The following is a 26,111-nucleotide window of genomic DNA, read 5'->3' as shown; positions in this document are numbered from 1 at the left end:
GACTGGGTCTGGGAGTCGTTTGCGAAAAATGGGCCGGCATTTTAACAGGCTCAGAGAATTGTGCTGCTCTGTCCGACATCAGGCGCGTTTCGCGGCCTTGATGCCGGGATTTTGAGTGGATTGGCGCTGATGTTCGGCCTGGAATGGAAAAAAATCGCCGAAAGCCCGTTTTTGAGAACTATTGGCACTGGTCATTGTCGGTCGGCAAGTCATAATGCCCAGCGCCTACCCCCTTGCAGAGTCTACGGAGTCAGCTTGTCCACGCCTGTCGAACCCTTGCGTTTGCTGTTATTGGCCGAAGAGCCTGAGTGGTCAGCGATATTACGCGAGTGCCTGGCGCCCATGGCGGGCTCGGTCGTATTGATCACTGCCCCGAACTGGGAGTCGGTCAGCAGCCTGTTCGAAGACAACCGCAATGCGGTTCTGTTGACGGTCGCGGCCTTGCAGCCGGCGCCCGGCCGCTGCCATCTGCCAACCGTCCTGCTGCTTGAACACGAGCCTGCGACGCTACCCGATGGCGCCAGCGACTGGCTGGTGCGTGACCTGCTCGACAGCGCGACCCTGCGCCGTTGCCTGCGCCATGTACGTGAGCGCGGCGTCCTGGAAAACACCTTGCAGCGTCTCGCCGAACAGGACCCATTGACCGGCATTGCGAACCGCCAGGGGTTCCAGACTCTTCTGGCGGCACGCCTGGCCGAAAGCGATGGCCGTGGCCTGGCTCTCGGCCATCTGGATCTGGACAACTTCCGTCACGCCAACGACGCCCTCGGGCATCAGGCCGGTGATCGCTTGATCCTGCAGGTGGTATCGCGCCTCAAGGGTGCGCTCGAAGCCGGCGATCAACTGGCGCGGCTGGGCAGCGACGAGTTCGCCTTGTTGATCGATACCCGCCGGGCCCCTCAGCGGGCCGAATGGATGGCCGAGCGCATCACGCAAGCCATGGCCGAACCTTACTGGGTAGACGGCGAAAGCCTGCTGATCGGCTGCAGCCTGGGCATTGCCCACGCTCGGGCGCAGGCGGGTGCAGATCCGCTGATGTGGCACGCCCACATCGCCATGCAACAGGCCAAGAGCACCCAAGGCTGCACCTTTCATGTCTTCAACGAGCGTATCAACCGCAACGCTCGCAGCCTCGCCGACCTGGAAAGCGAATTACGCCGGGCGCTGCGTCGTGACGAACTGGAGTTGCACTACCAGCCCCGGCTGGACCTCGAGAGCGGCCATATCGTCGGCCTCGAGGCTCTGGTGCGTTGGCGCCACGGCGAGCGTGGGCTGCTGCCACCGAGTGAATTCGTGCCGCTGGCCGAACAGAGCGGCCTGATCGTTCCGCTGGGCTACTGGGTGATTTCCCGCGCGCTGCGGGATATGCAGGCCCTGCGCGAGCGCGGGCTGGCGCCGCTGCATATGGCGGTAAACCTGTCGTTCCGGCAGTTCCAGGACAGTCAGCTGCTGTCGACCTTGAGCCGACTGATCGCCGAGCGCGGCGTCGAAGCCCAGTGGCTGGAGTTCGAGCTTACCGAAACCGCGGTCATGCGCCGTAGCGAGCTGGTCAAGCAGACCATGGATGCCCTCGGCCGCCTGGGAGTGCGTTTCTCCCTGGACGACTTCGGCACCGGATTTTCCTCGTTCGTGCACCTCAACAGCCTTCCTATCGCCCTGCTGAAGATCGACAAGAGCTTCGTCGGCGGCATGGAGCAACGCGAAGAGAACCGCAAGCTGGTGCACGCGATGATCAACCTGGCCCACAACCTCAACCTGGAGGTGGTGGCCGAAGGTGTGGAAACCCGCGAGCAACTGGACCTGTTGCGCGGTTTCGGTTGCGATCAGGTGCAGGGCTTCCTGATCAGCAAACCGTTACCGCTGCCTGAACTGGTGGAATACCTGACGTTCGATGGTCATCAGGCAACGCGGGACGTGGTGGGCTGACCCCACCCCGCGGGCTGACACAATCCCCGGTGGGAGCGAGCCTGCTGGCGATAGCGGTGTGTCTGATACCTCGATCTTGACTGATCGACCGCCATCGCGAGCAGGCTCGCTCCCACACGGGTTGTTCATTCAGTCTGGACGATCTCGAAACCCTGTTGTCCCGGCTCGCCCCTGATCATCCGCTTCATCTTCCCTTCGAACGCCAACGTCAGGCTCACCGCCGCGCAGGCCAGCCCCAGGGCCAGCCCCCACCAGACGCCGGTCGCTCCCCAGCTCAGGTGAAACGCCATCCACCAGGCCGCCGGCGCGCCAATCAGCCAATAGCAACCCAGGCCCACCAGGAACGTGGTCTTGGCGTCCTTGAGCCCACGAATGCAGCCCATGGCGATGGTCTGCGTGCCGTCGAACAGTTCGAACCACGCCGCCACGGCCAGCAGGCTCACCGCCAGGTCGATCACTGGACGGAACGCCGGGTCGTTGTGGTCAAGGAACAATCCGATCAACTGATTCGGCAACAGCCAGAACACCATGGCGAAGGTCAGCATCACCGCCGCGCCGAAGCCTATGCCGACCCGTCCGGCCATTCGCGCCATCAGCAGGTGGCCGGCGCCATAGTGCTGGCCGATACGCATCGTGATGGCGTACGACATGCCTGCCGGCACCATGAACGCCACTGAAACGATCTGCAGGGCGATCTGATGGGCCGCCAACGGCGTGCTGCCCATGGTGCCCATGCACAGCGCGGCGAATGCGAACAGCCCGACTTCCACGGCATAGGTGCCGCCAATCGGCAGGCCCAGGCGCCACAGCTCCTTGAGGTACTGGCGATTCGGCCGGAACAGCCCCTCAAGCAGTGGGTACTCGCGGTATGCCGGATGCCGGTGGATATGCCAGGCCAGCGCCAGGGCCATGCAACTGGCAACGATGGCAGTAACCAGGCCGATGCCCATCAAGCCCAGTTTCGGCAGCCCGAACATACCGGTGATGAGCGCGTAATTGAGCAGGAAGTTGGCCACCGTGCCGCCGAGGCTGATCACCATGACCGGCGTGGCACGGCCAATGGCGCTGGTGAAACCGCGCAGGGCCATGAAGCTCAGATAGCCGGGCAAAGCAAACGGTAGTGCTAGCAGGAACTGTCCGGCGGACATCACGTTGGTTTCGGTCTGGCCGAACATCAGTAGCACCGGCTTGAGGTTCCATAGCAGCAACCCGGCGACCAGGGCCATCAGCCAGGCCAGCCACAATCCGGCCTGGGTCAATCGGGTGGCGCCCTCGATGTCGCCAGCACCGTGACGGATCGCGACCAGCGTGCCTACCGCCGCGATTACGCCGATGCAGAAAATCGACACGAACGAATAACTCGCCGCCCCCAGTCCACCGCCGGCCAGGGCTTCGGGGCTCAGGCGCGCCATCATCAAGGTGTCGGTCAGGACCATCAACATGTGCGCCAACTGCGAGGCAATCAACGGCCCCGCCAGCCGCAGGATGGCCCGGAGTTCGGTACGCACGGGATGCTGCATGATCATCACGCTCCCTGTTCAAACGAGGCTGTAAACCGTCGATTCTCGGCGCTTGCGATGCTTTGCACAAAAGGATAAAAACGATGGCTGATATGATTAAAACTCATGCATGAGTTCTTTCCGCTAGTGGCCTGTACGGTTAATTTGAGTGCATGAGTTAGCCGCACAGGCCCCTAGGTTGCGTGAACCCCGTCACTGGAGCGTTTCCCGATGTCGCGTCGTCTTCCACCTCTTTATGCGTTGCGGGCATTCGAAGCGGCGGCGCGCTACAGCTCGTTCACCCGGGCCGCAGAAGAGTTGTCGATTACCCAGAGTGCGGTCAGCCGCCACATCCGCACGCTTGAGGAGCATTTCGCCTGCCGGCTGTTTCAGCGCAGCGGTCGCAATCTGCAATTGACTGAAGCGGCGCGATTGCTGCTGCCAGGCATACGCGATGGGTTCATGGCGCTGGAGCGGGCCTGCCATACACTGTCTGGTGAAGACGGCATCCTGCGCATGAAGGCCCCCTCGACCCTGACCATGCGTTGGTTGCTGGCGCGCTTGAGTCGTTTCCGGCATTTGCAGCCGGGCAATGAGGTGCAACTGACCAGCGCCTGGATGGACGTCGATTCGGTGGACTTCAATACCGAACCTTTCGATTGCGCAGTGCTGCTGGGCAACGGACATTTCCCAGCGGATTGGGAAGCCAGTTTCCTGTTCCCCGAGGAACTGATCCCGGTGGGCGCGCCGAACCTGTTGAACGATCAACCGTGGGATGTGCAGCGGCTGGCCAACGCCGAACTGCTCCATCCCACTCCGGACCGTCGCGACTGGCGCAGTTGGCTGGAGCGTATGGGCTTGTCCGACAAGGTCTCGCTCAAGGGCGGGCAGGTGTTCGATACGCTGGAGCTGGGCATGATTGCCGCGGCACGCGGTTACGGTGTTTCCATGGGCGACCTGTTGATGGTGGCCGAAGACGTGGCCCAAGGGCGTTTGAGCCTGCCGTGGCCGACGGCAGTCGCCAGTGGCGAGCACTATTATCTGGTCTGGCCGAAAACCCGTCCGGGAGGTGAGCGTTTGCGTCGGCTCAGTGACTTCCTCCAGGGCGAAGTCAGTGCCATGCAACTGCCCGCGGTGGAGCGTCTTGGCTGAAACGTTGCAGTAAGCGTAATGGCGGCCTGATATTATTCCCTGCAAACCGCTCAAGTATTCGGCTTGGCTGCCGAACCCGTGAACATGGAACCCTCGTTCAGAAAGGGTAAATACATACCTACCTTGAATAAACGCCGAGCGTGCGACGTGATCAGAATGATCCGGTGTCTCGGCCAGGAGCCGTCATGTCTCAACCCCGTGCCCGGATCGCCTCACAGCTAGGCCTTGCCCTTGCCGTGATACTGGCGATCGTGATCTCCGGCAGTACCGTCTTCGCCTTGCGATCGCTGGACGCCGCCAACCTCGCCACTCGTGAAGAGCATCTGGCCAGCGAAGCACGCCTGATGGCCGATCAGCTCAATACCTTCCATGGCACCTTGCGTGAGAGCACACAGCGCTTGGCTGGCCTGTTCGAGAAGCGCTTCAGCGCGGGCCTGCAAGTGCATCCGGATCAGCCGGTTACGGTGGCAGGCGTGCAGACCCCGAGCCTGAGCCTGGGCAGCGAGGTACTGAATAACAACTTCAAGGAAGTTGACGAGTTCAAGCAAATGACTGCCGGGACTGCCACGGTATTCGTGCGCAGCGGCGACGATTTCATCCGCGTCAGTACGTCGGTGGCCAAGCAGGACGGTTCGCGGGCCATTGGTACCCTGCTTGACCATGCCAGCCCGGCTTACGCCCGCTTGACGAGTGGGCAGAGCTATATTGGCCGCGTCTTGCTCTTTGGCCGCTACTACATGACCCAGTACAGCCCGGTGCAGGACAGCAGTGGCAAGATCATCGCTGCGCTGTATGTCGGTTTCGACTACACCGACGCGCAAAATGCGCAGTTCGAAAATCTCAAGCGTTTCCGTATTGGCAAGACCGGCTCGCTGGCGCTGCTGGATGAGCAAAACAAATGGCTGGTACCGCCGGCCGGCGTTCAGGCGCTGGATGCTGCTGTCACTACAGTCGTCAGCCTGGTGAAGGAGCCGGGTAAGGGCGCGTTCTGGAGCGACACCGCGGAAGATTTCTACAGCGTCGCCGTACCGTTCGAGGGTGGACCGTGGGCGGTGGTGGCGAGCATGCCGAAGGCCGAGATTCGCGAGGTGACCTGGAGCGTTGGTACGCAGCTGGCCATTGGCAGCTTGCTGGCAATGTTGTTGGCGGTCGGTGCGGCGATGTGGCTGCTGCGCAGCAAGCTGGCACCCCTGGGTGATCTGGTGCGCCAAGCCGAAGCGCTGGGCGCCGGCGACCTGAGCGTGCGCCTGAACGTGTCGAGCCATGATGAAATCGGCCAACTGTCCCGTGCTTTCAACCAGATGAGCCAGGCGCTGTCGACCATGGTCGAGCACATCCGCAAGGCTTCCCAGGAGGTCAGCAGCCGTGCCCAGGCCCTATCGGGATTGTCCAGCGGCGCCTACGAAGGAATGGAGCAGCAATCCGGGGAAATCACCAGCATGGCCGGCGCGGTGGAAGAGTTCAGCGCCACTTCGTTGAACATTGCCGATAACATGGGCAATACCGAGCGCCTGGCTCAGGATAACGCCCAGCAAACGCGGATCGGTCGGACATCGATGGATGAAGCGTCTTCGTCCCTGGAGCAGATTGCCGGGGCATTGAACAGCACCGCTACGGTCATCAACACCTTGGGCCAGCGTTCCCAGGAAATCGGCGGGATCGTCGGCGTGATCACCTCCATCGCCGAGCAGACCAACCTGCTGGCCCTGAACGCCGCCATCGAAGCCGCCCGTGCAGGCGAGCAGGGGCGTGGTTTCGCCGTGGTGGCGGATGAGGTCCGTAGTCTGGCCTCCCGTACCCGTCAGGCCACTGACGAGATTTCCAGCATGATCACCAGCATCCAGCAGGAAACCGGCAATGCCATCAGCACGATGGAACAGGGCAACCTGTTGATGCAGGAAGGTCTGTCGCGCAACGCCAACGTGGCCTCGGCCCTGGCACGCATCGACGAGCAAAGCCGTTCGGCCGGCCAGCAGTTCGCGGCGATCACCACCGCTACCCAAGAACAAAGCAGCACGGCAACCCTGCTCAGCAGCAACCTGCAGAGTATCGCCATGGCCAACAGCGAGCAGCGCGAAGTGGTCTCGAACCTGGCGGTCACTGCCAAGGAACTGGAAAAATTGGCGCAGGACCTGCGCCATGAAGTCGATCGGTTCCGCTGAGTCCCCTATAACCGCAGCCAGCAAGCTCATCCCAGATCATTATGGGAGCGAGCCTGCTCGCGATGGCTTTCAACCGTCAATATCTAATTGCCCCCGGCCACTGTGGGAGCCGAGCTTGCTCGCGATAGCATCATGTCAGGCGACAGAGATATCGCCCGATCCAATGCCATCGCGAGCAATCTCGGCTCCCACACACTTTGTGTCGCTAATCTCTCCGGTCTGCTTTTTTTTAGAGTTATTGCCGTTTTTAAGCTTGCTGAAACGTTTCTTCAAGTCTATAAAAACCGCACAACTCCAATAAAAGGCCAAGTCCATGACTCCGTTCAAACTCCTCGTTACCCTTGGCGCCCTGGGCGCTGCCTCCCATGCCATGGCCTGGGACTATGTGCTTCTTGACACTGATAAAGCCGCTCAGCCCTGGCAGATCACCAGCCAGCAGCTCGGTGTGAAGACCGACAAACCCTTTTCCGTGACGATGCGCACCCTGCACGGCGGTCGCCAGGAAGGCGTCAGCATCGTCGACATCGACAACGGCACCATGAAGCTTTCGGTCGTTCCGACCCGGGGCATGAACGTACTGCAGGCGTCGGTCGGGAATGCGCGGATGGGTTGGGATTCGCCGGTCAAGGAAGTGGTCAATCCGGCTTTCATCGAACTCAACGGGCGCGGTGGGTTGGGATGGCTCGAAGGTTTCAACGAGCTGGTCACCCGTTGTGGTTACGAGTGGGTAGGTCACCCTGGCATGGACAATGGTGAACTGCTGACGCTGCACGGTCGTGCGGCCAATATCCCGGCCAACAAGGTCACCTTGCACATCGACGAAAAAGCGCCTTACGCCATTACCCTGAGGGGCGAGTTGAAAGAGCAGGCTTTCAAGAAAGTCGATTTTTCGGTGCAGACCGAGTTGGTCACCGAGCCTGGCAGCGTGACCTTCGCTCTCAACGACACGTTGACCAACAACGGCGACTATCCAAAGGAATACCAGGCGCTCTACCACAGCAACTTCAGCACGCCATTCCTGGAGCAGGGGGCTCGTTTCGCGGCACCGGTCAAGCAAGTCTCGCCATTCAATGACAAGGCCAAGGGCGATCTGGCTGACTGGCAAACCTACCGGGCGCCCACCAAGGATTACGACGAAACCGTCTATAACCTCGTGCCTTACGCCGACGCCAAGGGCGACACGCTCACCGTGCTCCACAACAAGGCCGGTAGCCTCGGTGTATCGGTGGGCTTCAACACAGGAACGCTTCCCGTGTTCTCCCTGTGGAAAAACACCGATACCCAAGGGCAGGGGTACGTGACCGGGCTGGAGCCTGGCACCAGTTTTTCCTATAACCGCCACTATCAGCGTCCACTGGGACTGGTGCCCACTATCGCGCCGAAAGAGCAAAAACACTTCCAGATCCACTACAGCCTGCTGGCGGACAAGGGCGCCGTGGACAAAGCCCTCAAGCGCATCAATGAGATCCAGGGTGATCGCAAGACCGAGGTACGAAACACGCCTCTGGTGGACCTGACCAAACCGTGACACGGTTCAAGCCGTCGCAGGTCGATACTGCAAGGCTTCAGCCAGGTGCTCCCGGCTGATACGCCCCGCCTGCTCGAGGTCCGCCAGTGTCCGCGCGACCTTGAGCAAGCGATGGGCAGCCCGTAGCGACAAGGTCAGTCGCTCGCAGGCGGTTTCCAGCCACGTTTCATCGGCTGTGGATAACGTGCAATGCCGGCGCAAGCCGGGTAGATCCAGAAAAGCGTTGGCACAGCCCTGGCGTATCTGCTGGCGTTCGCGGGCTTCGGCCACTTGTTCGGCCACGGTGGCCGTGTCCTCACCCGGTTCGCACCTGGGATTGAGCGCCGTGGCTTCCCGTGCGACCGTCAGGTGCAGGTCGATGCGGTCCAACAAGGGACCTGAGAGCTTGTTGCGGTAGCGCTGCACCATGTCGGGTGTGCAGGAGCAACGGCCGCTGGGCTCGCCCAGGTATCCGCAGGGGCAGGGGTTCATTGCCGCCACCAGCTGGAAGCGCGCCGGAAAGCGCACGCGGTCGCGGGCGCGCGAGACGACGATCTGGCCCGATTCGAGTGGCTCCCGCAGGACTTCCAGTACCTTGCGGTCGAACTCCGGCAATTCATCCAGGAACAACACACCATGATGGGCCAGGGTGATCTCGCCTGGCTGCGGTTTGGATCCTCCGCCCACCAGCGCCGGGCCAGATGCCGAATGATGGGGCTGGCGAAAAGGGCGTTGCGGCCAGTGGCTCAAGGGCACGCAACTGGCAACCGACTGGATCGCCGCGACCTCCAGGGCCTCGCTCTCGGCCAGTGGCGGTAGCAGTCCCGGCAAACGACTCGCCAGCAATGTCTTGCCGGTACCCGGTGGTCCGCTGAATAGCAGGTTGTGCGCGCCGGCGGCAGCGATCAGCAAGGCACGCTTGGCCCCGACCTGGCCTTGAACTTCCTTCAGGTCGGGGTAGGGCTTGCTGGCCGAGAGCAGTCCGTTCGAGACGAAGGGCTCGACCGGAGCGTGGCCGTTGAAATGCGCCACTACTTCAAGCAGATGATCCACGGCGATGACTCTCAGGCCCGAGGCCAGGCAGGCTTCCTCGGCATTCGCCCGCGGCACCACCAGCGTGCGTCCGGCCTTGCGTGCGGCCAGCGCTGCGGGCAATACCCCGCGCACCGGTCGCACAGCGCCGGATAGCGCCAGCTCACCGAGGCATTCCACATCGTCCAGCGTCAGGGTCGGCACCTGCACGCTGGCCGCAAGGATGCCCAGAGCAATGGCCAGGTCGAACCGCCCGCCGTCCTTCGGTAGATCCGCTGGTGCGAGGTTCAAGGTAATGCGCCGCGCCGGGAAGTTCAGCCCCGAATTGATGATCGCGCTGCGCACCCGGTCCTTGCTTTCCTTCACCGCCGCCTCCGGCAAGCCGACCATCGTCAATGACGGCAGGCCATTGGCAAGATGGACCTCAACGGTAACGGCGGGAGCCTCCACCCCCACCTGGGCGCGGCTATGGACAATGGCGAGCGACATGAATCATTCCTTGAAGGGGATATAAAGACCGCATCCTGCGGTGCTTGAAGGTTAGTCGTGGGAAAGTGCTCCGGTGTGGCAACTGAGGAGTGAAATATTGGCAGGATGTTTCGGGTAATTTGCCCCGCATGATTGTGTTCACTTGGCGTGTCACGTTTCCATTGGCTATCGGGCTGGTATTTTCTTGGTAGTGATGGTCGATGCATCACATCGACCACGTCATCACTTGCCGAGTAAGGGGCCCCCTCAGGAAAAATTAGATCAGCCTCATATAGTTCCATGGCTGAGTGTTTGTCACTGCCAGGACTGTTTAAATCCCGTCTTGCCGTTGGCTGCTCGCCATTCCTTGACGACCTTCAGAATTCCTTCCGGACTATCCTCGACACCAGACTCTGGATAAAAAATCAGTTCATTACCTTGAGGATGCTCCGTGACTTTTGCAAAGTGTTCGATGAGCTTGTCATGCTCTTGCTCTGTGGGCACGTCTGTAGTCCATATCTTATTGAGAATCTCTAGAAACTCGGTCTCGGTGTATTCTTCAAAATTGTCCTTAAGTTTCATTTTTTTTCAGAGCTCTATTTTCTGTCGCGGAGCATGTTGTTTGCCGTAACCCTATAAATATTGGCAACGAGGTTAACGGGGCATCGTTTTTTAAGAACGTGCATAGTGAACTTCAGGCTTCACCTTGCCGCCGAAAAATGCTCATGGCCCCTGCTAGACTGCGATCTGTGGCAATCCAATGGCACAGGGAGGACGCGGCCATGAACGATCTGCTGGCGTTGTTGACCGATAACCGCTTCATGCCCCATGGGCATTGCTATCTGTGGCGCCCGGATCTGCTCTGGACCAACGTGATTGCGGACGGGCTGATCACGTTCTCCTACATCACCATTCCCTTTACGCTCATCTACTTTATCCACAAGCGCAAGGACGTGCCTTTCGACTGGATGCTGGCGGCCTTCGGCGTTTTCATCCTGGCCTGCGGGACCAGCCATGTGATGGAAATCCTGACCATCTGGCAACCCTACTACTGGCTGTCGGCGCTGGTTAAGGTGATCACCGCGATTGCTTCGGTGATTACCGCCGTCCTGCTGATCCGGCTGGTGCCTGCGGCCCTGAAGATTCCCAGCCCGCAGCAAATGGCCAGGGTCAACGACGAGTTGCGCGAGGCCCAGGCTGAACTGGTCACCACCGCACGCCGGGCGGGCATGGCGGAAATCGCCACGAATGTGCTGCATAACGTGGGCAACGTACTCAATAGCGTCAATGTGTCGGCCCAGGTCCTGTATGACAAAGTGCATACGTCCAAAGGGTAGGGGGTCGCCAAGGTCGTTCAATTGATGAAGGAGCATTCCGATAATCTCGGCGACTTCTTCAGTAGCAATCCGAAAGGTCGCGCGTTGCCGGACTATCTCGGCAAGCTGGCCGAGTCGCTGGCCGTCGAGCAGCAGAGCATGATCAACGAGTTGGCGCAGTTGACCAGGAGCATTGACCATATCAAGGAAATCGTTGCCACCCAGCAGTCATATGCCGGTAATTCCAGTGTGCTGGAGGCAGGCTCGTTGCGAGAGTTGATCGAGGATGTGGTGCGCATCTGTCATGTGTCCCTGGCCCGTCATCAGGTGACACTGGTCAAGGAACTCAATGACGTCCCGACAATGGCGCTGGATAAGCACAAGGTGCTGCAGATACTGATCAACCTGATCAACAACGCCAAGCAGGCGCTTGATCCGGTCACGGATCGCCCGTCGCGGATCACCCTGCGCCTGAAAGCCATTGATGACAAGCGTGTGCGAATCGAGGTCGAGGACAACGGCGAGGGTATCGCCATGGACAATCTACCCCGGCTGTTCGAGCACGGTTTCACGACACGGGTCGACGGCCACGGTTTCGGCCTGCACAGTTGCATCCTTGCGACCCATGAAATGGGCGGCGAGCTGACCGTGCAGAGTGCCGGGCCTGGGCAGGGAGCTTTGTTTGCGTTGGAGCTGCCGATAGCGCTTGATCAGGGGCAATCCCTGCAAGCAGCGGGTGGGTAAGCAGGTCTTGTCGCGGCTGTTTACTCCTCCGCTGGAGCCAGCCGCGCCTCCAGCTCTGCCACCTTCGCCTCCAGGCTTTCGAGGCGCGCCCGGGTGCGGGCCAGCACGACCATCTGACTGTCGAATTCTTCCCGGCTCACCAGGTCCAGCTTGCTGAAGCCGCTTTGCAACAGCGCCTTGAACTGGCCTTCGATTTCGCTTTTGGGCAGCGGAGTGTCACCGCTCAGGAGGCGGGAGGCGTGGCCGCTGAGGGCGTCTAGCAGGTCTTTGGGGGCAAGCATGGCAGCAATCCTGGAAACGATGGCGGCAGTGTATCACGCAGTGTCTATAGTCAATCCGCATGCGCTGGATGCACGTTTTTCGCGCACAGGGTCGAGCGGTGCCGCACTGTTGTTGTGCGTATCGTTGCGGTTCTTGAGGTGGCGGAGGCTGATGCGGCAAGTAAATCCTTGAAAACACGGGACTTGGGCACAGATGGCAAGGTTTCTGCTTAGAGGCTCATGACCCATGCACTGATGCAGTCGTTGTGACGAATGCAGTGCAGCCAGACGAAGCGGGGAGCTGCGGCTGGCACGGTTGACTGGCGCTGGTCGGACAACTTGGGCCGACGGTGCGTTACAAAGCCAGGCACTGCGCTTAGACTTGAGTCGGGTTTGTTTTCCTGGGGCAAGTCCACCAATTCGGGAGAGAGTTTCATGAAGCTAGTCACTGCCATCATCAAGCCGTTCAAACTGGACGATGTGCGCGAGTCGTTGTCCGAGATCGGCGTGCAGGGCATCACCGTTACTGAGGTCAAAGGCTTCGGCCGGCAGAAAGGTCACACCGAGCTGTATCGCGGCGCGGAATACGTGGTCGATTTCCTGCCCAAGGTGAAGATCGACGTCGCCATTGACGACAAGGATCTTGACCGGGTGATCGAGGCAATCACCAAGGCCGCCAACACCGGCAAGATCGGTGACGGAAAGATCTTTGTGGTCAATCTGGAACAGGCTATTCGCATCCGTACCGGCGAAACCGATACCGACGCCATCTAAAGCCGCCAAACCCAACGCCCCAGGAGAAAACAATATGACTCTGCGTAAATTCGCAGGGCTAGGAGCCCTGTTGTCCTTCGTAATGCCTGGCCTGGCCATGGCAGAAGAAGCGGCAGCCCCTGTCCTCAACTCCGGCGACACCGCCTGGATGCTGACGTCCACCATTCTTGTACTGTTCATGACCATTCCTGGCCTGGCGCTGTTCTACGGCGGCATGGTTCGGTCGAAAAACCTTCTTTCCGTGATGATGCAGTGCTTCGCCATTACCGGTCTGATCAGCATCCTGTGGGTCATCTATGGCTACAGCATTGCGTTCGACACCACCGGCATGGAACAGGGCGTCGTCAACTTCAACTCCTTCGTCGGTGGCCTGGGCAAGGCGTTCCTGGCGGGCGTGACCCCGGCGAGCATCACCGGTCCGACAGCGCTGTTCCCTGAAGCAGTATTCGTCACTTTCCAGATGACCTTCGCCATTATCACCCCGGCCCTGATCGTTGGCGCCTTTGCCGAGCGGATGAAATTCTCCGCCATGCTCATCTTCATGGGCGTGTGGTTCACCCTGGTGTATGCGCCGATTGCGCACATGGTCTGGTCCGGTAACGGCGGCCTGCTGTGGGACTGGGGCGTGCTCGACTTCGCCGGCGGCACCGTGGTGCACATCAACGCCGGTATCGCAGGCCTGGTGGCGTGCCTGGTACTGGGCAAGCGCAAAGGCTTCCCGACCACACCAATGGCGCCGCATAACCTGGGTTACACCCTGATGGGCGCCGCCATGCTGTGGGTCGGCTGGTTCGGCTTCAACGCCGGTTCCGCCGTCGCCGCCAACGGCACGGCCGGCATGGCCATGCTGGTCACTCAAATTGCTACCGCTGCCGCAGCATTGGGCTGGATGTTTGCCGAGTGGATCACCCACGGCAAGCCAAGCGCACTGGGCATTGCTTCAGGCGTGGTGGCGGGTCTGGTTGCGATTACTCCGGCTGCCGGCACCGTGGGCCCGATGGGCGCCCTGGTCATCGGCCTGGCGGCGGGCGTGGTGTGCTTCTTCTGCGCAACCACCCTCAAACGCAAACTCGGCTATGACGATTCCCTGGATGCCTTCGGCGTGCATGGCATCGGCGGTATCCTCGGTGCGATCCTCACCGGCGTATTTGCAGCGCCTGCACTGGGTGGCTTCGGCACAGTGACGGACATTGCTGCGCAAGTGTGGATTCAAGTCAAAGGCGTGGGCTTCACGGTGATCTACACCGCGATCGTCACCTTCATCATCCTCAAGGTCCTGGATGCCGTCATGGGGCTGCGTGTCTCCGAGGAAGAAGAGGCCGTTGGCCTGGATCTGGCCCAGCACAACGAGCGGGGTTACAACCTGTAAACCCAGGCAAAAAATATGCCCGGTTCGCCGGGCATTTTTTTGCCTGGAATTTGTCAACGCTCACAGGAAGAGCCAGTTTTTCCGAAGTCTTTCTGTCTTGTGGGTGACAAGGGTTTTCCGGCGCCAAAGGCTTACGTCGAAGGTGGAATATTAGGCTCTTTGTTTTTTTCCTGAGCGCGCTAGAATGCGCGCCGAGCGTGCGGAGAACTGTATGTGGCAACAGACGCTGATCACCCTGCGGGCAAGGCCCCGGGGCTTTCATCTGGTGACGGACGAGTTGCTCGCCGGCCTGCCTGAACTACGGGCTTGTCGCGTCGGTCTGTTGCATCTGTGGCTGCAGCATACCTCGGCCTCGTTGACCATCAACGAGAACGCCGATCCGGCGGTACGTCGAGACTTCGAACGATTTTTCAATCGGCTGATCCCACAAGGAACTGCCGATTATGAGCACAACGACGAAGGCCTGGACGACCTCCCGGCGCACTTCAAGGCCAGCGTGCTGGGATGTCAGCTCAGCCTTCCGGTGACGGACGGGCGACTGGCACTGGGTACCTGGCAAGGTGTTTATCTGGGCGAGCACCGTGATCATGGCGGTGCTCGTAAAGTCCTCGCCACCTTGTACGGTGAAGGGGCATGACCGCCGATTGCCGGTGGATGTTGAATTTTTTCTGGCAGCCTTCGACAGATGGCGTAGCTGGGCTATAACTAATCTGCTTTTCGCAAGTCATGAGGTAGAACATGAGCGACGATGATCTGGAAAACGACGACCTCGAAGTAGGTGAAGAAGACGAGGCCGAAGACGGCCTGGAAGCGGCGGCCGAAGACGTTGCCGACGACGATGGCGCCGATATACCGGCCCCGACCGCCAAGGGTAAGGCCAAGGCTGCGGTGTCGGTCGACGAGTTGCCGAGCGTAGAGGCCAAGAACAAGGAGCGTGATGCGCTCGCCAAGGCCATGGAAGAATTCCTGGCCAGGGGCGGAAAGGTGCAGGAAGTGGAGGCCAATGTGGTCGCCGATCCGCCCAAGAAGCCTGACAACAAGTACGGCAGCCGCCCTATCTGAGTTCTGCTTCCTGCTTGCCGAAAAAGCCCGCCGTCGTCGCGGGCTTTTTCATGGGCATAAAACTGTTGCGCCGGCCCTTGTGGGAGCGAGCCTGCTCGCGATGGCGGTGTGTCTGTTAAATGAATGTCACTGGCACTCCCTCATCGCGAGCAGGCTCGCTCCCACAGGGTTTAGTGGTGTTCTCGGACTCAGCCCTGGCCATGCCACCCCGCCAACAACCCCGGCAACTCGGTCAGGCTGCGGATCTCTGCATCCGGCGCATGGTCGGCATCCCAGGCCTTGCCTGTCGGATTGAACCATACCGCCCGCAGGCCGGCCTGTTGGGCGCCGGCAATATCGTCACCGGGATGATCGCCAACGTGCACGGCGGTCTGCGCCGTGGCACCGCCGCGTTGCAGGGCCTCGTGGAACAGCCGCGCATCAGGTTTGGCGATACCGATGTCCTCGGCACACAGCGCGAACTTGAAGTAATCCGCCAGCCCGAGGCGCCGCACATCGGCGTTGCCATTGGTGACCACGCCGAGGGCGAAGTGGTTGGCGAGGATTTCCAGGGTGGGTTGCACCTCGGGAAACACCTCCAATTGATGGCGAGCATGCAGGAACGTCTCGAACCCCTGGTCCGCCAGCTCGGACGCTTGCCACTGGTCATAGCCGGCTTCTTGCAGCGCGCGGAACAGCACCCGCCGGCGTAATGCGCTGATGCGATGCTTCAGGCCAGGCTCTTCGCGCAATACCTGTTCGCGAATCGTCCAGAGGTGCTCCACTGGCACGCCGCCCAGGTTCGGTGCGTTGTCGGTCAGCCACTGGCGGAGAACGGCTTCGGCTGTGGCGATCACCGGAGCGGTATCCCACAAGGTGTCGTCGAGGTCGAAAGTGATGAGCTCAATGGTCATGATTCGTCGCCCTTGATGCGTTTGGCCCTGGGATGGGCACTGTCATAGACCGTCGCCAGGTGCTGGAAGTCCAGGTGGGTATAGATCTGAGTGGTCTTGATGTCCGAGTGGCCCAGCAGCTCCTGCACGGCGCGCAGGTCCTGGGAGGACTCCAGCACATGGCTGGCAAAGGAGTGCCTGAGCATGTGCGGGTGCAGGTTCTGCCCCAGCTCCCGTTCGCCGGCGGCCTTGACCCGTACCTGGATTGCCCGCGGACCGAGGCGCCGCCCTTGTTGGCTGACGAATACCGCATCATCGGCAGGATTGCTCAGTGCTCGCAACGGTAGCCACAGCTCCAGGGCTTCCCGGGCCTTGCGGCCAATGGGCAGCAGGCGGGTCTTGCTGCCCTTGCCGAGCACCTGGACCATGCCGTCGGCCAGGTCCAGTTGATCCAGGTTCAATCCCGTCAGCTCGGAAAGCCGCAGGCCGGAGGAATAGAACAGTTCGAGAATCGCCTGGTCCCGTCGCGCCAGGAAGTCATCTTCGACCGCGCCTTCAAGCAATTGCAGCGCGCGGTCGGTATCGAGGGTTTTCGGCAGGCGACGCTCGCCCTTGGGCGGTGCCAGGCCGGTGGCCGGATCGTGATCGCACAGGCCTTCGCGGTTGAGATAGTGATACAGGCCGCGTACCGCCGAGAGCAGGCGCGCCAGGCTGCGGGAAGACTGTCCCTGCTGATGCAGGCGTGCGACCAGGCTGCGCAGGCGCTGGATATCCAGCGCCTGCCAACTGCCGACGTTCTGTTTCTGGCACCAGCCCAGCACTTTTTCCAGGTCGCGGCGATAGGCCGACAACGTGTGGGGTGACACCTGGCGCTCACTGCGCAGGTGTTCGCAGTAGGCGTCCAGCTGTCGTTCCATCATCAGCGTACCGAGCGCAGGGAACCGGCAACCCGTGGCAGTACCCGGCCGGTGACTTCGGCGATGTAGCTCAGGAACAGCGTGCCCACCGAACTCTTGTAGTGCTGCGGGTCGCGGCTGGCGATGGCCAGCACGCCATGGACGCCTTGATGGGCGATGGCAACGACGGCGGTGGAGCCAATCTGCTTGCGCTGTTCTTCACCGAACAGAAAATCCAGCTCATGTTCGCGCAGGCTGCCACTGACGCTTTTGTTCTCGGTGAGCAGGCCGCCAATGGCCGTCTGCGCTTCGGCATGGGTCACCCAGCGACCCACCGGCATGGCGTTGTCACCGAACAGGATCAGGCTGACAAAGGGCACCTGGAAATCCTGGCGCAGACTGTCTTCGACGCTCATGACCAGATCTTCAAGGGTGCTGGCGTCCATCAGGGCCAGGATCAGGCGCCGGGTCTTGTCGAAGAGCCGGTCGTTGTCCCGGGCGACGTCCATCAGGTGCGAAAGGCGATGGCGCATTTCGATGTTGCGCTCACGCAGGATTTTCATCTGGTGCTCCACCAGCGACACGGTGTCGCCGCGCCGATGGGGGATGCGCATCACTGAAAGCAAGTCTTCACGCTGGACGAAAAAGTCCGGATGAGCCTCCAGGTAAGCGGCCACCGCCGCGGCCTCCGGAAGCGGGCTCGAGGATTCATCGGGCTGTGGCGCTGGAACCTGTGGCTTGTCGGTCATGGGTTTGGCTCATTCAAAGACGGACTTGTCCTTCGTATACGCGTACTGCCGGGCCGGTCATCATCACCGGTTGGCCGAGGCCTGCCCACTCGATGGACAAGCGCCCGCCCGGCAGGTCGATCAGCAGGGGCGAATCCATCCACCCCTGGCTGATCGCAGCGACTGCGGCGGCGCAGGCGCCGGTGCCGCAGGCCTGGGTCTCCCCGGCACCGCGCTCCCAGACCCGCAATTGCGCGCGGTGACGGTCGATGACCTGCAGGAAGCCCACGTTCACCCGTGCCGGAAAGCGCGGGTGGTTCTCGATCTTCGGCCCCAGTTCATGCACTGGCGCGCTATTGATGTCGCTGACCCGCAGCACGGCATGGGGATTGCCCATGGACACCGCCGCCAGCTCCACCGTGGTGCCGTTGACGTCCAGCTGGTAATTCAGGGCCTGGGCCGGTGCTTCAAACGGAATATCTGCCGGCACCAGGCGTGGAGCGCCCATGTTGACGCCGATCTGGCCGTCGCTGCGCACGTCCAGCTCGATTATGCCGCTTTTGGTCTCGACGCGAATCCTGCGCTTGGCCGTCAGGCGCTTGTCCAGCACGAAGCGGGCGAAGCAGCGTGCACCGTTGCCGCATTGTTCCACTTCCGAACCGTCGGCGTTGAAGATCCGGTAACGAAAGTCCACGTCCGGGTTATTGGGTGCCTCGACGATCAGCAGTTGGTCGAAACCGATACCGGTGTGCCGGTCGCCCCATTGCTTGGCATGTTTGGGCAGGATGTGCGCGTGCTGGCTGACCAGGTCGAGAACCATGAAGTCATTGCCCAGGCCGTGCATCTTGGTAAAACGCAGCAGCATGGTTTTACTCCGGTAGCAGGCTTTCGCCGGCAAACAACTCGGCTACCGTCTCGCGGCGACGCACTTCGAATGCTTGATCACCGTCCACCAGCACCTCGGCGCAGCGGCCGCGGGTGTTGTAGTTGGAGCTCATGACAAACCCGTAGGCACCGGCTGAATGCACCGCCAGCAGGTCGCCTTCCTCCAGTGCCAGCTCCCGACCCTTGGCCAGGAAGTCACCGGTTTCGCAGATCGGACCGACGATGTCGTAGCTGCGGGCAGAGGTATCGCGGGGGCGCACGGCCGTCACATCCATCCACGCCTGGTACAGCGCCGGGCGGATCAGGTCGTTCATGGCCGCGTCGACGATGGCGAAATCCTTGTGCTCGGTGTGCTTGAGGTACTCGACCTGGGTCAGCAGCACGCCGGCGTTGGCCACGATGTAGCGACCCGGCTCGAACATCAGCGCCAGGTCACGACCTTCGAGGCGCTCACGAACGGCCTTGATGTAGTCGGCCACCAAGGGCGGCTCTTCATCGCGGTAACGCACACCGACACCGCCACCCAGGTCGATATGACGCAGGTAGATGCCGCAATCGCCGAGACGGTCGATCAGCGCCAGCAGGCGGTCGAGCGCATCAAGGAAGGGTTCAAGGGTGGTCAGTTGCGAGCCGATGTGGCAATCGACGCCCAGTACTTCCAGGTTCGGCAGTTGGGCGGCACGTACGTAGACGTCTTCGGCGTCGGCAATGGCGATGCCGAACTTGTTTTCCTTGAGACCGGTGGAAATGTACGGGTGGGTGCCGGCATCGACGTCCGGGTTCACGCGCAGGGAAACCGGTGCGCGCACGCCCAGCTCGGCGGCAACGACCTGCAGGCGTTCCAGTTCGTCGGTGGATTCGATGTTGAAGCAATGCACGCCGACTTCCAGGGCGCGCCGCATGTCCTCACGGGTCTTGCCGACGCCGGAAAAGACGATCTTGTCCGGGCTGCCGCCAGCTGCCAGCACCCGTTCGAGCTCGCCGCCGGAGACGATGTCGAAGCCGGCACCCAGGCGCGCGAGGATGTTGAGCACACCCAGATTCGAGTTGGCTTTCACAGCGAAGCACACCAGGTGCGGCATGCCGGTGAGAGCGTCAGCGAAGGTCCGGTATTGGGCCTCGATGTGCGCACGGGAGTAGACGTAGGTCGGCGTGCCGAAACGTTCGGCAATGGCGGACAGGGCTACACCCTCCGCGAACAGCTCACCGCCACGGTAGTTAAAGGCGTCCATGGCGTTCCCTTAGTAGGTGGTTTGGGTGTCGTGCGAGTGGGACTTGGATTGCGACGATTTGGCCTGCTCTTCAGGGGACTTGCTGTCATCAGGCAGGTACAGCGGACCTTTTTGACCACAGGCCGTCACAAGGCAGGCAACCGCGACGAGCGCAGCAAGGGAAGAGATCAGGCGCTTCATGGCGAAATCCTTGAAAATGCGTTAATTGCGCCGGAGTATACCGGCCACCCGACGGCTTGCCTATGCAACGGGGTTCCCGTCCGGCGGGGCTGCTGGCCTATATGTCCGGTTCCATGGACATTTCACGGCCCCCGGCGGTGGTTGTCGGTTATCCTTTGCAATCGTCGGGGAGCGTCCGTATCTTGCGGCGCTTGAGCATGAGCAGACATTTTCGAGGTTGCCGCAATGAGTTTGACTGAAGCCCGCTTTCACGATCTGGTCGATACCGCCCAGCAAATGCTGGAGGATATCTTCGACGAGAGCGAACTGGACATCGATCTGGAAAGCTCCGCCGGCGTGCTCACCGTCAAGTTCGAAAATGGCAGCCAGTTGATCTTCAGTCGCCAGGAGCCGTTGCGGCAGTTGTGGCTGGCGGCGGTGTCCGGTGGCTTCCACTTCGACTACGACGAGGAAAGCGAGCGCTGGATGTGCGACAAGAGCGAGGAGCAATTGGGCGAAATGCTCGAGCGTGTCGTCAAGCAGCAGGCCGGTGTGGAACTTGAGTTCGAAGGTCTGTAGCAACATGAATCAGACCGCCCCTGCGCGGCCACCCAAGCCGCTCTACAGCAACGTCAGCCCTGCCGTGTCGTCGCCGTGTACCGGCGTGTGCAAGCTGGATGAGCAGAAGGTTTGCCTCGGCTGTTTCCGCCATGTGGAGGATATCCGTGAATGGCGCTCGGCCGATGATGGGCGCCGGCGGGTGATCTGTGCCGAGGCGGCGCAACGCAAAGCCTTGGCGTGATCAATGTGGCGAGGGGATTTATCCCCGCTGGGCTGCGCAGCAGCCCCATAGCAGTCTATCGGCATGCCGAGGTGTCAGGTTTTAGGGCCGCTTCGCAGCCCAACGGGGATAAATCCCCTCGCCACATGTGGATGTGCAAACCCACCTCGCTTGTATATTTTTTGAGCTGTGATAGTGTCCGGCTACGCCTCAACTTACCGAGGCCTGTGAAAAACCCCGTCTTTTTGTGGCGGGGTTTTGCTTTTTTCGTGCAGAAGAAAGGAGTCTGCCTGGATCATGACCGCACCTTCCATCACTCTTACCCGCCTGGACGTACAACGTCTGGAGCGCCTGATCGACAGTCTCGACGAAACGCTGCCGGGCGTGGTTGCGTTGCAGACAGAACTGGACCGCGCCGAGACCCTGGTGAGCCACGAAGACGTGCCCGCCGATGTCGTGACCATGAACGCTCGCGTGCATTGCCGCGAGGAAGGCAGCGGCAAGGATTACCACCTGACCCTGGTTTATCCACAGGACGCGAATGCCGACGAAGGCAAGGTCTCGATCCTCGCGCCGGTTGGCAGCGCCTTGCTGGGGCTGAAGGTCGGCCAGCACATCGATTGGCCGGCGCCGGGCGGCAAGACGTTGAAGTTGACGTTGCTGGCGGTGGAATACCAGCCCGAAGCGGGCGGCGATTTCCACCTCTGAGGGCTTCAGACCAGAGCCAGCGCTTCGTTCAGGGCGCGCTCCAGATCGGCCTTGTAGCGCAGGTACAGATTGCTTGAGCAGGCGCTGTCACCCACCAGGCCCGAGAGGTCCAGGTCGGTGATGTAGCAGCGATAGCGTTCGGCCTCGCGGCGCTGCTCGACGATCTCGCTGGCGACTACACGGAACAGCTGGTCGCCATGCTCCAGTTCCGAAAACTCCTGTTGATTGCAGTACAGTGTAACGTGGACCTGGCCATGGGTCGCTTTGCCGATAATGGCTTGCACGTCGTAGAACGGCTTGTTCTCGGATGTCTGCGGCACCGGGCGTATTTCGATCCGGCGTGCGCGTCCGTTGCCTGAGGGCAGGAGTTGGTAGTACAGGGTTTCCAGGTTCAACGGCTGGTCGGTGTCCATCGACAGCAAGGCGTCCCGACGGTACAGCACCGATTGCAGAAAACGCTGAAGTGGCACCAGCAGGCTGTTTTCGTCGTGATAGGGCAGGCGCTGATGCCACAGGGCATTGAGCTCATCGAGCACATACAGTTCGGCGTCGTCCTCATTGACCCGGTAGAACACCTGGATGCATTCGGGCTGGCCCATAGGCAGGATCAGCGCCAGGTCGTGGTCTTCCAGGGCCATCGGGTCCAGGTGCAGCGGGCTGTAGGTGCTCAGCTCTTCGCCCAGGTAATCCAGCAATGCCGACAGGCTGCTCAGCGCCACGTGCCTGACCTGGCCGGGAACCAGTTCCAGCACGTGATAATACTGCTGCACCTTCAGCAAATAGCGGTGGTTGAGTCTGCTCAGCAGCAGGGTCTGGGCTGTTTCGATGACTTCTTCGACCCGCCGTGCAATGAACTGCGCCCGGTTGTGGCAGAAACAACGTACCTGCAAGCGCGGCTGGCGCGCAGTGGCGGGCAGGTCGTTGAGGTAGTCGCGCAGACAGTCGAGCAGCGCGTGCTCGCCATCGAAGCGGTTGACCAGCACCTCATTCCAGCTGTTAAGCGTAACCTGGTCGAGCGTCAGTACCAGGTTTTCCCGGACCCCGGCGTAGCTCAGGGAGTCGGTGCGCTCGGTAGTCATCAGGATATTCAGGTCACGGTGATGCTTGAGCGGGTCGACGCCGACGTTCACCAGGACCAGCACTTCACTGGGGACGCTGGCGTGCAGCAGCTGTTCTTCGTCGACCGTGACCAGCGGCAAGGCGATGGCCTGTTGCAGGCTGCCCAGCAGGTTGAACAGTTCGAACTCGCTCAAGTCACTGTCACCCGGGTGCAGCGCCAGGCGTGTACTGCTGTCGATCACGCCGTTGCGATGGCACCAGGTCAGCAGCTCCAGCAGTTCACGGCTGCGCTTGATCGGCGCGAAATTTTCCCACTCCAGAGCGTTGAGGCTGCCGTTGTAGAGGCCCCACTGGTTCTGCCCGGGTTCTTTCTTGTTGGGCGACTGGACCAGCGTCAGGGTGTCCTCGGCCAGGTCCGGGGCGATGCCCGGATTGATGAACTCGACCTTGTCGGCCTTGCGTTCGAAGGCTGCATACAACCGGCGGCCAAGGACGTTGAGGTCACGCTTGTTGATCAGGCTGACGGTTTTTTCGGTGCGGGCGAACTGGGTCAGGAAGCGATAGCTGTAGGTCAGTTCGTTGACCAGCGCGCGACGTTCGTTGCTGACCTGGCGCACTTTCCACTGGCTGCGGCTGTCCAGTAGCGCGAGTTGGCGCGGGTCCCAGCCCCATTCCCTGGCCAGGCGCTCAAGCAGTACCCGTTGCCAGCCGCTGCTGCGACCTTGGCCGGTGAGCTTGCGATTGACCTTCAGGTACAGCGCACGCCGGATCAGTTCCAGGCGCTCGGATTCACCGCGAGCGTTGAGGTACTCCTCGATGCGGCGGTAAACCAGCATATAGGGGTCCAGTTCCTCCAGATCCAGGCGATTGGCGAACACGGCCTGTTTGAAGCGCAGGCTCAGGCAGCGGACATTGGGGTGTTCGCTGGCGTAGACCTCGGTCAGCAGCAGTTTGAGCACGGATTTGTAGGGCGACTCGATGCCCTTGAACAATTGCCAGAGCCCGGCGCCGATGAACTCGCCCGGTGGAATGTAGGCCAAGTGCCCGAGGTCCAGGGTCTCATCGGCGCGGATGAAGCGCTTGGAAAGCAACGTATGGGTGTATTCCTCATAGTTGTCTTCCTCGTACACCGGCACCAGCCACCAGATCGGTGTACGCCCGGCCAGCCAGATCGCCGTGCGGTAGAACTCGTCCAGCAACAGGTAATGCTGGGTCGTACCGCAATCGTCGGAACTGAGTTGATTGTCCCGCTCACCCCGCACGAACCGGGCCGGATCGATCAGAAAAAAATGGGCTTCGGCGCCCTGGGTCGCCGCCCAGGCTTCGAGCAACTGGCACTTCTTGCGCAACTCGGCCAGTTCGTCGTCGCTCAGGTTCGGCCCATGGCAGACCCAGACATCCATGTCGCTCTGATCAGCCTGGGCGAGCGTGCCCAGGCTGCCCATCAGGTACAAGCCCAGGATGGGGCGCGGCGGGTTGCTGCCATGGCGTGGCTTGTAGGAGAACGAGCGGGTCAGTCGCTGGGCGTCGGCGAGGACGTTGGCGTCGGGTTCGTAGTTCGACAGCCCGGCCGGTGTACTGCCGGATACGTAGCCTGGCAGCAGCGGATGGTTGACGTGGAAAAACAGCGGGAGCAGCGTCAACACGCCTTGCTGGCGAGGCGACAAGCCCTCCATGGCGCGATCCATCCGGACGGTGTTGAGCTTGAGAAAACGTGCGCGCAGTTGGCCGAGGACCTTACGGTCGATTCCCTCGTCCAGATCGGGGCGTATTTCGTGATTGCGGGTCATGTCGGCTCAAACCGGCTCGCGGCGTCGAACGTGGGAAATCAGAGGTGATGGAAGTTTAGCGTCCGGGTTGGGGAATTCTTAAACTGAAAGTAGGGCCTGGACGTCAGATTTTTCACGCAAGGCGCCCGCGCCTGCGGAAATCCGGCGAAGCGGATTTCCGTGGGCGATAGGAGGAGTCAGGCGGCTTCTTGAACGCTGAGTATCGTCAGGACGGTTTGTACATTTTGCGCGGCGTCACGACCCAGGCTGGTCAGATAACCACCGTCGGGTTGGGTGATCAGTTCCTTGTCGTACAGGCGTTGGGCAGCGGCAATGGCTTTAGGGGCAGCGGTCTGATGGATTTTCAGGCCTTCCTGGGAACTGTCCAGGTTGAAGAGTGCAAGGATTTCCAGTTCGGCAACCAGCTCAGGGGTAAGCGACATAAGGACTCCAGACTTTCTAGGAATATGGACGATAGCGTCACTAAGGTGAGCGTACTCGGTCGAGCTGTCCAGTGTCAGAGGCAGGCTTTTTTTGTTTTGGGCGATGGAGCGTGTGTGGGCGCAAAGCTTGCTCGCGATGCAGGCGCCTCGATTCATGAGCGATCGCATCGGTTTCATCGCGGGCAAGCCTTGCTCCCACAGTGTTTGAGGCCGTCCCTCCCGCCGCAGCGGCTTCAGTTCTTTTCCGGTGGCAACTCAGGCAGCTTGCGCAACGCCTCTTCATACCATTGGGTGTCGAACGGGCGGTCTTCATCGAGCATGGCGTCGATCTCGAAGGCCAATACATGGGCCATGAGGTTGAGGATCTCTTCGCGCTCGTAATTGACCAGGGTCAGTTTATTGAAGGTGGCCTTGGCTGCTGGCGGGTTTCCGCTTTCGATCTGGTTTTCAATGGCTTCGATCAGGGTCGACTCGACGAATTCTTCTTCATCGTTGTCGATGTCGGTTGGCTCGCTCATGGCTGGCTCCTATGGGAAAGGCGCCAGTTTACCTGCATTCAGCGGCGTGATGCGCCTGGCGCGAAATGCCCCGACAGTCTATAACGCAAGGCTGCCCACCCCACACGGACTGGAGGTATTTGCAATGCTCAAGCTTTATGGTTTCTGCGCCAGTAACTATTACAACATGGTCAAGCTGGCGTTGCTGGAGAAGGGGGTGCCCTTCGAAGAAGTGCCGTTCTATGGCAGCCAGACTCCGGACGTACTCGCCATCAGCCCGCGGGGCAAAGTGCCGGTGCTGAAAACCGACCACGGCTTCATCAATGAAACCAGCGTGATCCTCGAGTACATCGAGCAAACCCAACCGGGCAAAGCCCTGCTGCCCGCCGATCCGTTTGAACGTGCCCGGGTCCTGGCCCTGTGCCGGGAGATCGAGTTGTACATCGAGCTGCCCGGGCGAGCCTGCTACGCCGAGGCATTCTTCGGCATGACAGTACCCGATGCCATCAAGGAAAAGAGCAAGGCTGAACTGCTGCTGGGGTTCGCCTCGCTGGGCAGGCACGGCAAGTTCTCACCCTATGTCGCGGGCGACAGCTTGAGCATTGCCGACTTGTACTTTCTCTATGGTGTTTCGCCAGCCTTACAGGTGGGCAAAAAGCTGTTCGATATCGACCTGTTCGCGGACGTGCCGGCAGCCAAGGCACTGATGGAGCGGTTGGGAGAGAATCCGAACGTGCAGCGGATTGCGGCTGACAGGGAGGAGGGAATGCCGGCGTTTTTGGCGATGATCGCTGCCAAGAAGTAGGGTCTT

The 26,111-nt window shown here is 60.9% G+C and carries 27 protein-coding genes and 1 pseudogene; 15 read left to right on the top strand and 13 right to left on the bottom strand.

Annotated features, from left to right (window positions below; genetic code table 11):
- The first annotated feature begins 255 nt into the window (after window positions 1-255).
- Complete coding sequence (locus QZH45_RS29215; protein WP_055135686.1) at window positions 256-1,926, top strand: putative bifunctional diguanylate cyclase/phosphodiesterase; 1,671 nt, start codon at window positions 256-258, stop codon at window positions 1,924-1,926.
- Window positions 1,927-2,051: 125 nt separating this feature from the next.
- Here the strand turns inward: QZH45_RS29215 and QZH45_RS29210 are convergent, their stop codons facing one another.
- Window positions 2,052-3,452: a NorM family multidrug efflux MATE transporter gene (locus QZH45_RS29210; RefSeq protein ID WP_055135687.1), complete on the bottom strand. Its 1,401-nt coding sequence runs from the start codon at window positions 3,450-3,452 to the stop codon at window positions 2,052-2,054.
- Between the two features lie 204 nt (window positions 3,453-3,656).
- Between QZH45_RS29210 and QZH45_RS29205 the strand changes: the two genes are divergently transcribed.
- The 4 genes and pseudogenes from QZH45_RS29205 to QZH45_RS29190 all read left to right on the top strand — a co-directional run bounded on the left by QZH45_RS29205 (window position 3,657) and on the right by QZH45_RS29190 (window position 8,267).
- Window positions 3,657-4,577: a LysR substrate-binding domain-containing protein gene (locus QZH45_RS29205; RefSeq protein WP_024780569.1), complete on the top strand. Its 921-nt coding sequence runs from the start codon at window positions 3,657-3,659 to the stop codon at window positions 4,575-4,577.
- A 185-nt stretch (window positions 4,578-4,762) separates the two neighbouring features.
- Window positions 4,763-5,836: pseudogene (locus tag QZH45_RS29200) on the top strand (Cache 3/Cache 2 fusion domain-containing protein); the annotation flags it as partial.
- 42 nt (window positions 5,837-5,878) lie between these two features.
- A complete protein-coding gene (locus tag QZH45_RS29195) occupies window positions 5,879-6,739 on the top strand; it encodes a methyl-accepting chemotaxis protein (protein WP_392396980.1) in 861 nt (286 codons plus the stop codon).
- A gap of 313 nt (window positions 6,740-7,052) precedes the next feature.
- On the top strand, window positions 7,053-8,267 hold the full coding sequence (locus QZH45_RS29190; protein ID WP_024780567.1) for an aldose 1-epimerase family protein: 1,215 nt from the start codon (window positions 7,053-7,055) through the stop codon (window positions 8,265-8,267).
- Window positions 8,268-8,273: 6 nt separating this feature from the next.
- Here QZH45_RS29190 and QZH45_RS29185 read toward each other — a convergent pair whose 3' ends face one another.
- Window positions 8,274-9,767, bottom strand: coding sequence for a YifB family Mg chelatase-like AAA ATPase (locus tag QZH45_RS29185; protein WP_024780566.1), 1,494 nt, complete (start codon window positions 9,765-9,767; stop codon window positions 8,274-8,276).
- 294 nt (window positions 9,768-10,061) lie between these two features.
- Window positions 10,062-10,328 (bottom strand): bacteriocin immunity protein, encoded by a 267-nt coding sequence (locus QZH45_RS29180; RefSeq protein WP_024780565.1) that lies wholly within the window; start codon window positions 10,326-10,328, stop codon window positions 10,062-10,064.
- A gap of 200 nt (window positions 10,329-10,528) precedes the next feature.
- On the opposite strand from QZH45_RS29180, the gene QZH45_RS29175 reads away from it, so the two are divergent.
- Together QZH45_RS29175 and QZH45_RS29170 are read left to right on the top strand one after the other, a co-directional pair.
- A complete protein-coding gene (locus QZH45_RS29175; RefSeq protein WP_231995008.1) occupies window positions 10,529-11,083 on the top strand; it encodes a hypothetical protein in 555 nt (184 codons plus the stop codon).
- Between the two features lie 24 nt (window positions 11,084-11,107).
- Complete coding sequence (locus QZH45_RS29170; protein WP_231995009.1) at window positions 11,108-11,806, top strand: sensor histidine kinase; 699 nt, start codon at window positions 11,108-11,110, stop codon at window positions 11,804-11,806.
- Between the two features lie 20 nt (window positions 11,807-11,826).
- On the opposite strand, the gene QZH45_RS29165 is transcribed toward QZH45_RS29170, so the two are convergent.
- Window positions 11,827-12,087, bottom strand: a complete 261-nt coding sequence (locus tag QZH45_RS29165) for an accessory factor UbiK family protein (RefSeq protein WP_024780563.1) — start codon at window positions 12,085-12,087, stop codon at window positions 11,827-11,829.
- A 414-nt stretch (window positions 12,088-12,501) separates the two neighbouring features.
- Between QZH45_RS29165 and glnK the strand changes: the two genes are divergently transcribed.
- The 4 genes from glnK (at window position 12,502) to sutA (ending at window position 15,271) form a co-directional block, all read left to right on the top strand.
- On the top strand, window positions 12,502-12,840 hold the full coding sequence (glnK, locus tag QZH45_RS29160) for a P-II family nitrogen regulator (protein WP_002555808.1): 339 nt from the start codon (window positions 12,502-12,504) through the stop codon (window positions 12,838-12,840).
- Between the two features lie 34 nt (window positions 12,841-12,874).
- The gene (locus QZH45_RS29155) at window positions 12,875-14,209 is read left to right on the top strand and encodes an ammonium transporter (RefSeq protein WP_024780562.1); all 1,335 of its coding nucleotides are present in this window, start codon (window positions 12,875-12,877) and stop codon (window positions 14,207-14,209) included.
- A gap of 211 nt (window positions 14,210-14,420) precedes the next feature.
- Window positions 14,421-14,846 carry a secondary thiamine-phosphate synthase enzyme YjbQ gene (locus tag QZH45_RS29150; protein ID WP_024780561.1) on the top strand — a complete coding sequence of 142 codons (426 nt, stop codon included), beginning with the start codon at window positions 14,421-14,423 and terminating at the stop codon, window positions 14,844-14,846.
- A 101-nt stretch (window positions 14,847-14,947) separates the two neighbouring features.
- Window positions 14,948-15,271: a transcriptional regulator SutA gene (sutA, locus tag QZH45_RS29145; RefSeq protein WP_024780560.1), complete on the top strand. Its 324-nt coding sequence runs from the start codon at window positions 14,948-14,950 to the stop codon at window positions 15,269-15,271.
- A 188-nt stretch (window positions 15,272-15,459) separates the two neighbouring features.
- On the opposite strand, the gene QZH45_RS29140 is transcribed toward sutA, so the two are convergent.
- From QZH45_RS29140 to lptM, 6 genes are read right to left on the bottom strand one after another with little or no spacing between them, the layout of a single operon-like run.
- Window positions 15,460-16,164: an HAD family hydrolase gene (locus QZH45_RS29140; RefSeq protein ID WP_053190617.1), complete on the bottom strand. Its 705-nt coding sequence runs from the start codon at window positions 16,162-16,164 to the stop codon at window positions 15,460-15,462.
- Window positions 16,161-17,060, bottom strand: coding sequence for a tyrosine recombinase XerC (gene xerC / locus QZH45_RS29135; RefSeq protein ID WP_024780558.1), 900 nt, complete (start codon window positions 17,058-17,060; stop codon window positions 16,161-16,163). Before xerC ends, QZH45_RS29140 begins: the two co-directional genes overlap by 4 nt.
- Before the next feature lie 2 nt (window positions 17,061-17,062).
- Window positions 17,063-17,788: a DUF484 family protein gene (locus QZH45_RS29130; protein WP_024780557.1), complete on the bottom strand. Its 726-nt coding sequence runs from the start codon at window positions 17,786-17,788 to the stop codon at window positions 17,063-17,065.
- A gap of 13 nt (window positions 17,789-17,801) precedes the next feature.
- Entirely contained in the window at window positions 17,802-18,632 is an 831-nt protein-coding gene (gene dapF, locus QZH45_RS29125; protein ID WP_024780556.1) for a diaminopimelate epimerase, read from the bottom strand.
- Window positions 18,633-18,636: 4 nt separating this feature from the next.
- Window positions 18,637-19,884 carry a diaminopimelate decarboxylase gene (lysA, locus tag QZH45_RS29120; RefSeq protein WP_055135285.1) on the bottom strand — a complete coding sequence of 416 codons (1,248 nt, stop codon included), beginning with the start codon at window positions 19,882-19,884 and terminating at the stop codon, window positions 18,637-18,639.
- Between the two features lie 9 nt (window positions 19,885-19,893).
- On the bottom strand, window positions 19,894-20,064 hold the full coding sequence (lptM, locus tag QZH45_RS29115) for an LPS translocon maturation chaperone LptM (RefSeq protein WP_033034938.1): 171 nt from the start codon (window positions 20,062-20,064) through the stop codon (window positions 19,894-19,896).
- Between the two features lie 225 nt (window positions 20,065-20,289).
- On the opposite strand from lptM, the gene cyaY reads away from it, so the two are divergent.
- The 3 genes from cyaY to rnk all read left to right on the top strand — a co-directional run bounded on the left by cyaY (window position 20,290) and on the right by rnk (window position 21,532).
- Window positions 20,290-20,622 carry an iron donor protein CyaY gene (gene cyaY, locus QZH45_RS29110; RefSeq protein ID WP_024780554.1) on the top strand — a complete coding sequence of 111 codons (333 nt, stop codon included), beginning with the start codon at window positions 20,290-20,292 and terminating at the stop codon, window positions 20,620-20,622.
- A gap of 4 nt (window positions 20,623-20,626) precedes the next feature.
- Complete coding sequence (locus QZH45_RS29105) at window positions 20,627-20,845, top strand: DUF1289 domain-containing protein (protein ID WP_024780553.1); 219 nt, start codon at window positions 20,627-20,629, stop codon at window positions 20,843-20,845.
- Window positions 20,846-21,121: 276 nt separating this feature from the next.
- Window positions 21,122-21,532 carry a nucleoside diphosphate kinase regulator gene (gene rnk, locus QZH45_RS29100; protein WP_024780552.1) on the top strand — a complete coding sequence of 137 codons (411 nt, stop codon included), beginning with the start codon at window positions 21,122-21,124 and terminating at the stop codon, window positions 21,530-21,532.
- A 5-nt stretch (window positions 21,533-21,537) separates the two neighbouring features.
- Here the strand turns inward: rnk and QZH45_RS29095 are convergent, their stop codons facing one another.
- From QZH45_RS29095 to QZH45_RS29085, 3 genes are all read right to left on the bottom strand, one after another.
- Window positions 21,538-24,381 (bottom strand): class I adenylate cyclase, encoded by a 2,844-nt coding sequence (locus tag QZH45_RS29095; protein WP_053190615.1) that lies wholly within the window; start codon window positions 24,379-24,381, stop codon window positions 21,538-21,540.
- Window positions 24,382-24,557: 176 nt separating this feature from the next.
- Entirely contained in the window at window positions 24,558-24,803 is a 246-nt protein-coding gene (locus QZH45_RS29090; protein ID WP_024780550.1) for a TIGR02647 family protein, read from the bottom strand.
- A 233-nt stretch (window positions 24,804-25,036) separates the two neighbouring features.
- On the bottom strand, window positions 25,037-25,321 hold the full coding sequence (locus QZH45_RS29085) for a hypothetical protein (RefSeq protein ID WP_024780549.1): 285 nt from the start codon (window positions 25,319-25,321) through the stop codon (window positions 25,037-25,039).
- Between the two features lie 124 nt (window positions 25,322-25,445).
- Between QZH45_RS29085 and QZH45_RS29080 the strand changes: the two genes are divergently transcribed.
- Window positions 25,446-26,105, top strand: a complete 660-nt coding sequence (locus QZH45_RS29080; RefSeq protein WP_024780548.1) for a glutathione S-transferase family protein — start codon at window positions 25,446-25,448, stop codon at window positions 26,103-26,105.
- The last annotated feature ends 6 nt before the right edge of the window (window positions 26,106-26,111 follow it).

This window comes from Pseudomonas corrugata, assembly GCF_050920615.1.
Taxonomy (GTDB): Bacteria; Pseudomonadota; Gammaproteobacteria; order Pseudomonadales; family Pseudomonadaceae; genus Aquipseudomonas; species Aquipseudomonas corrugata.
This window is presented reverse-complemented; position numbering and strand designations above follow the sequence as displayed.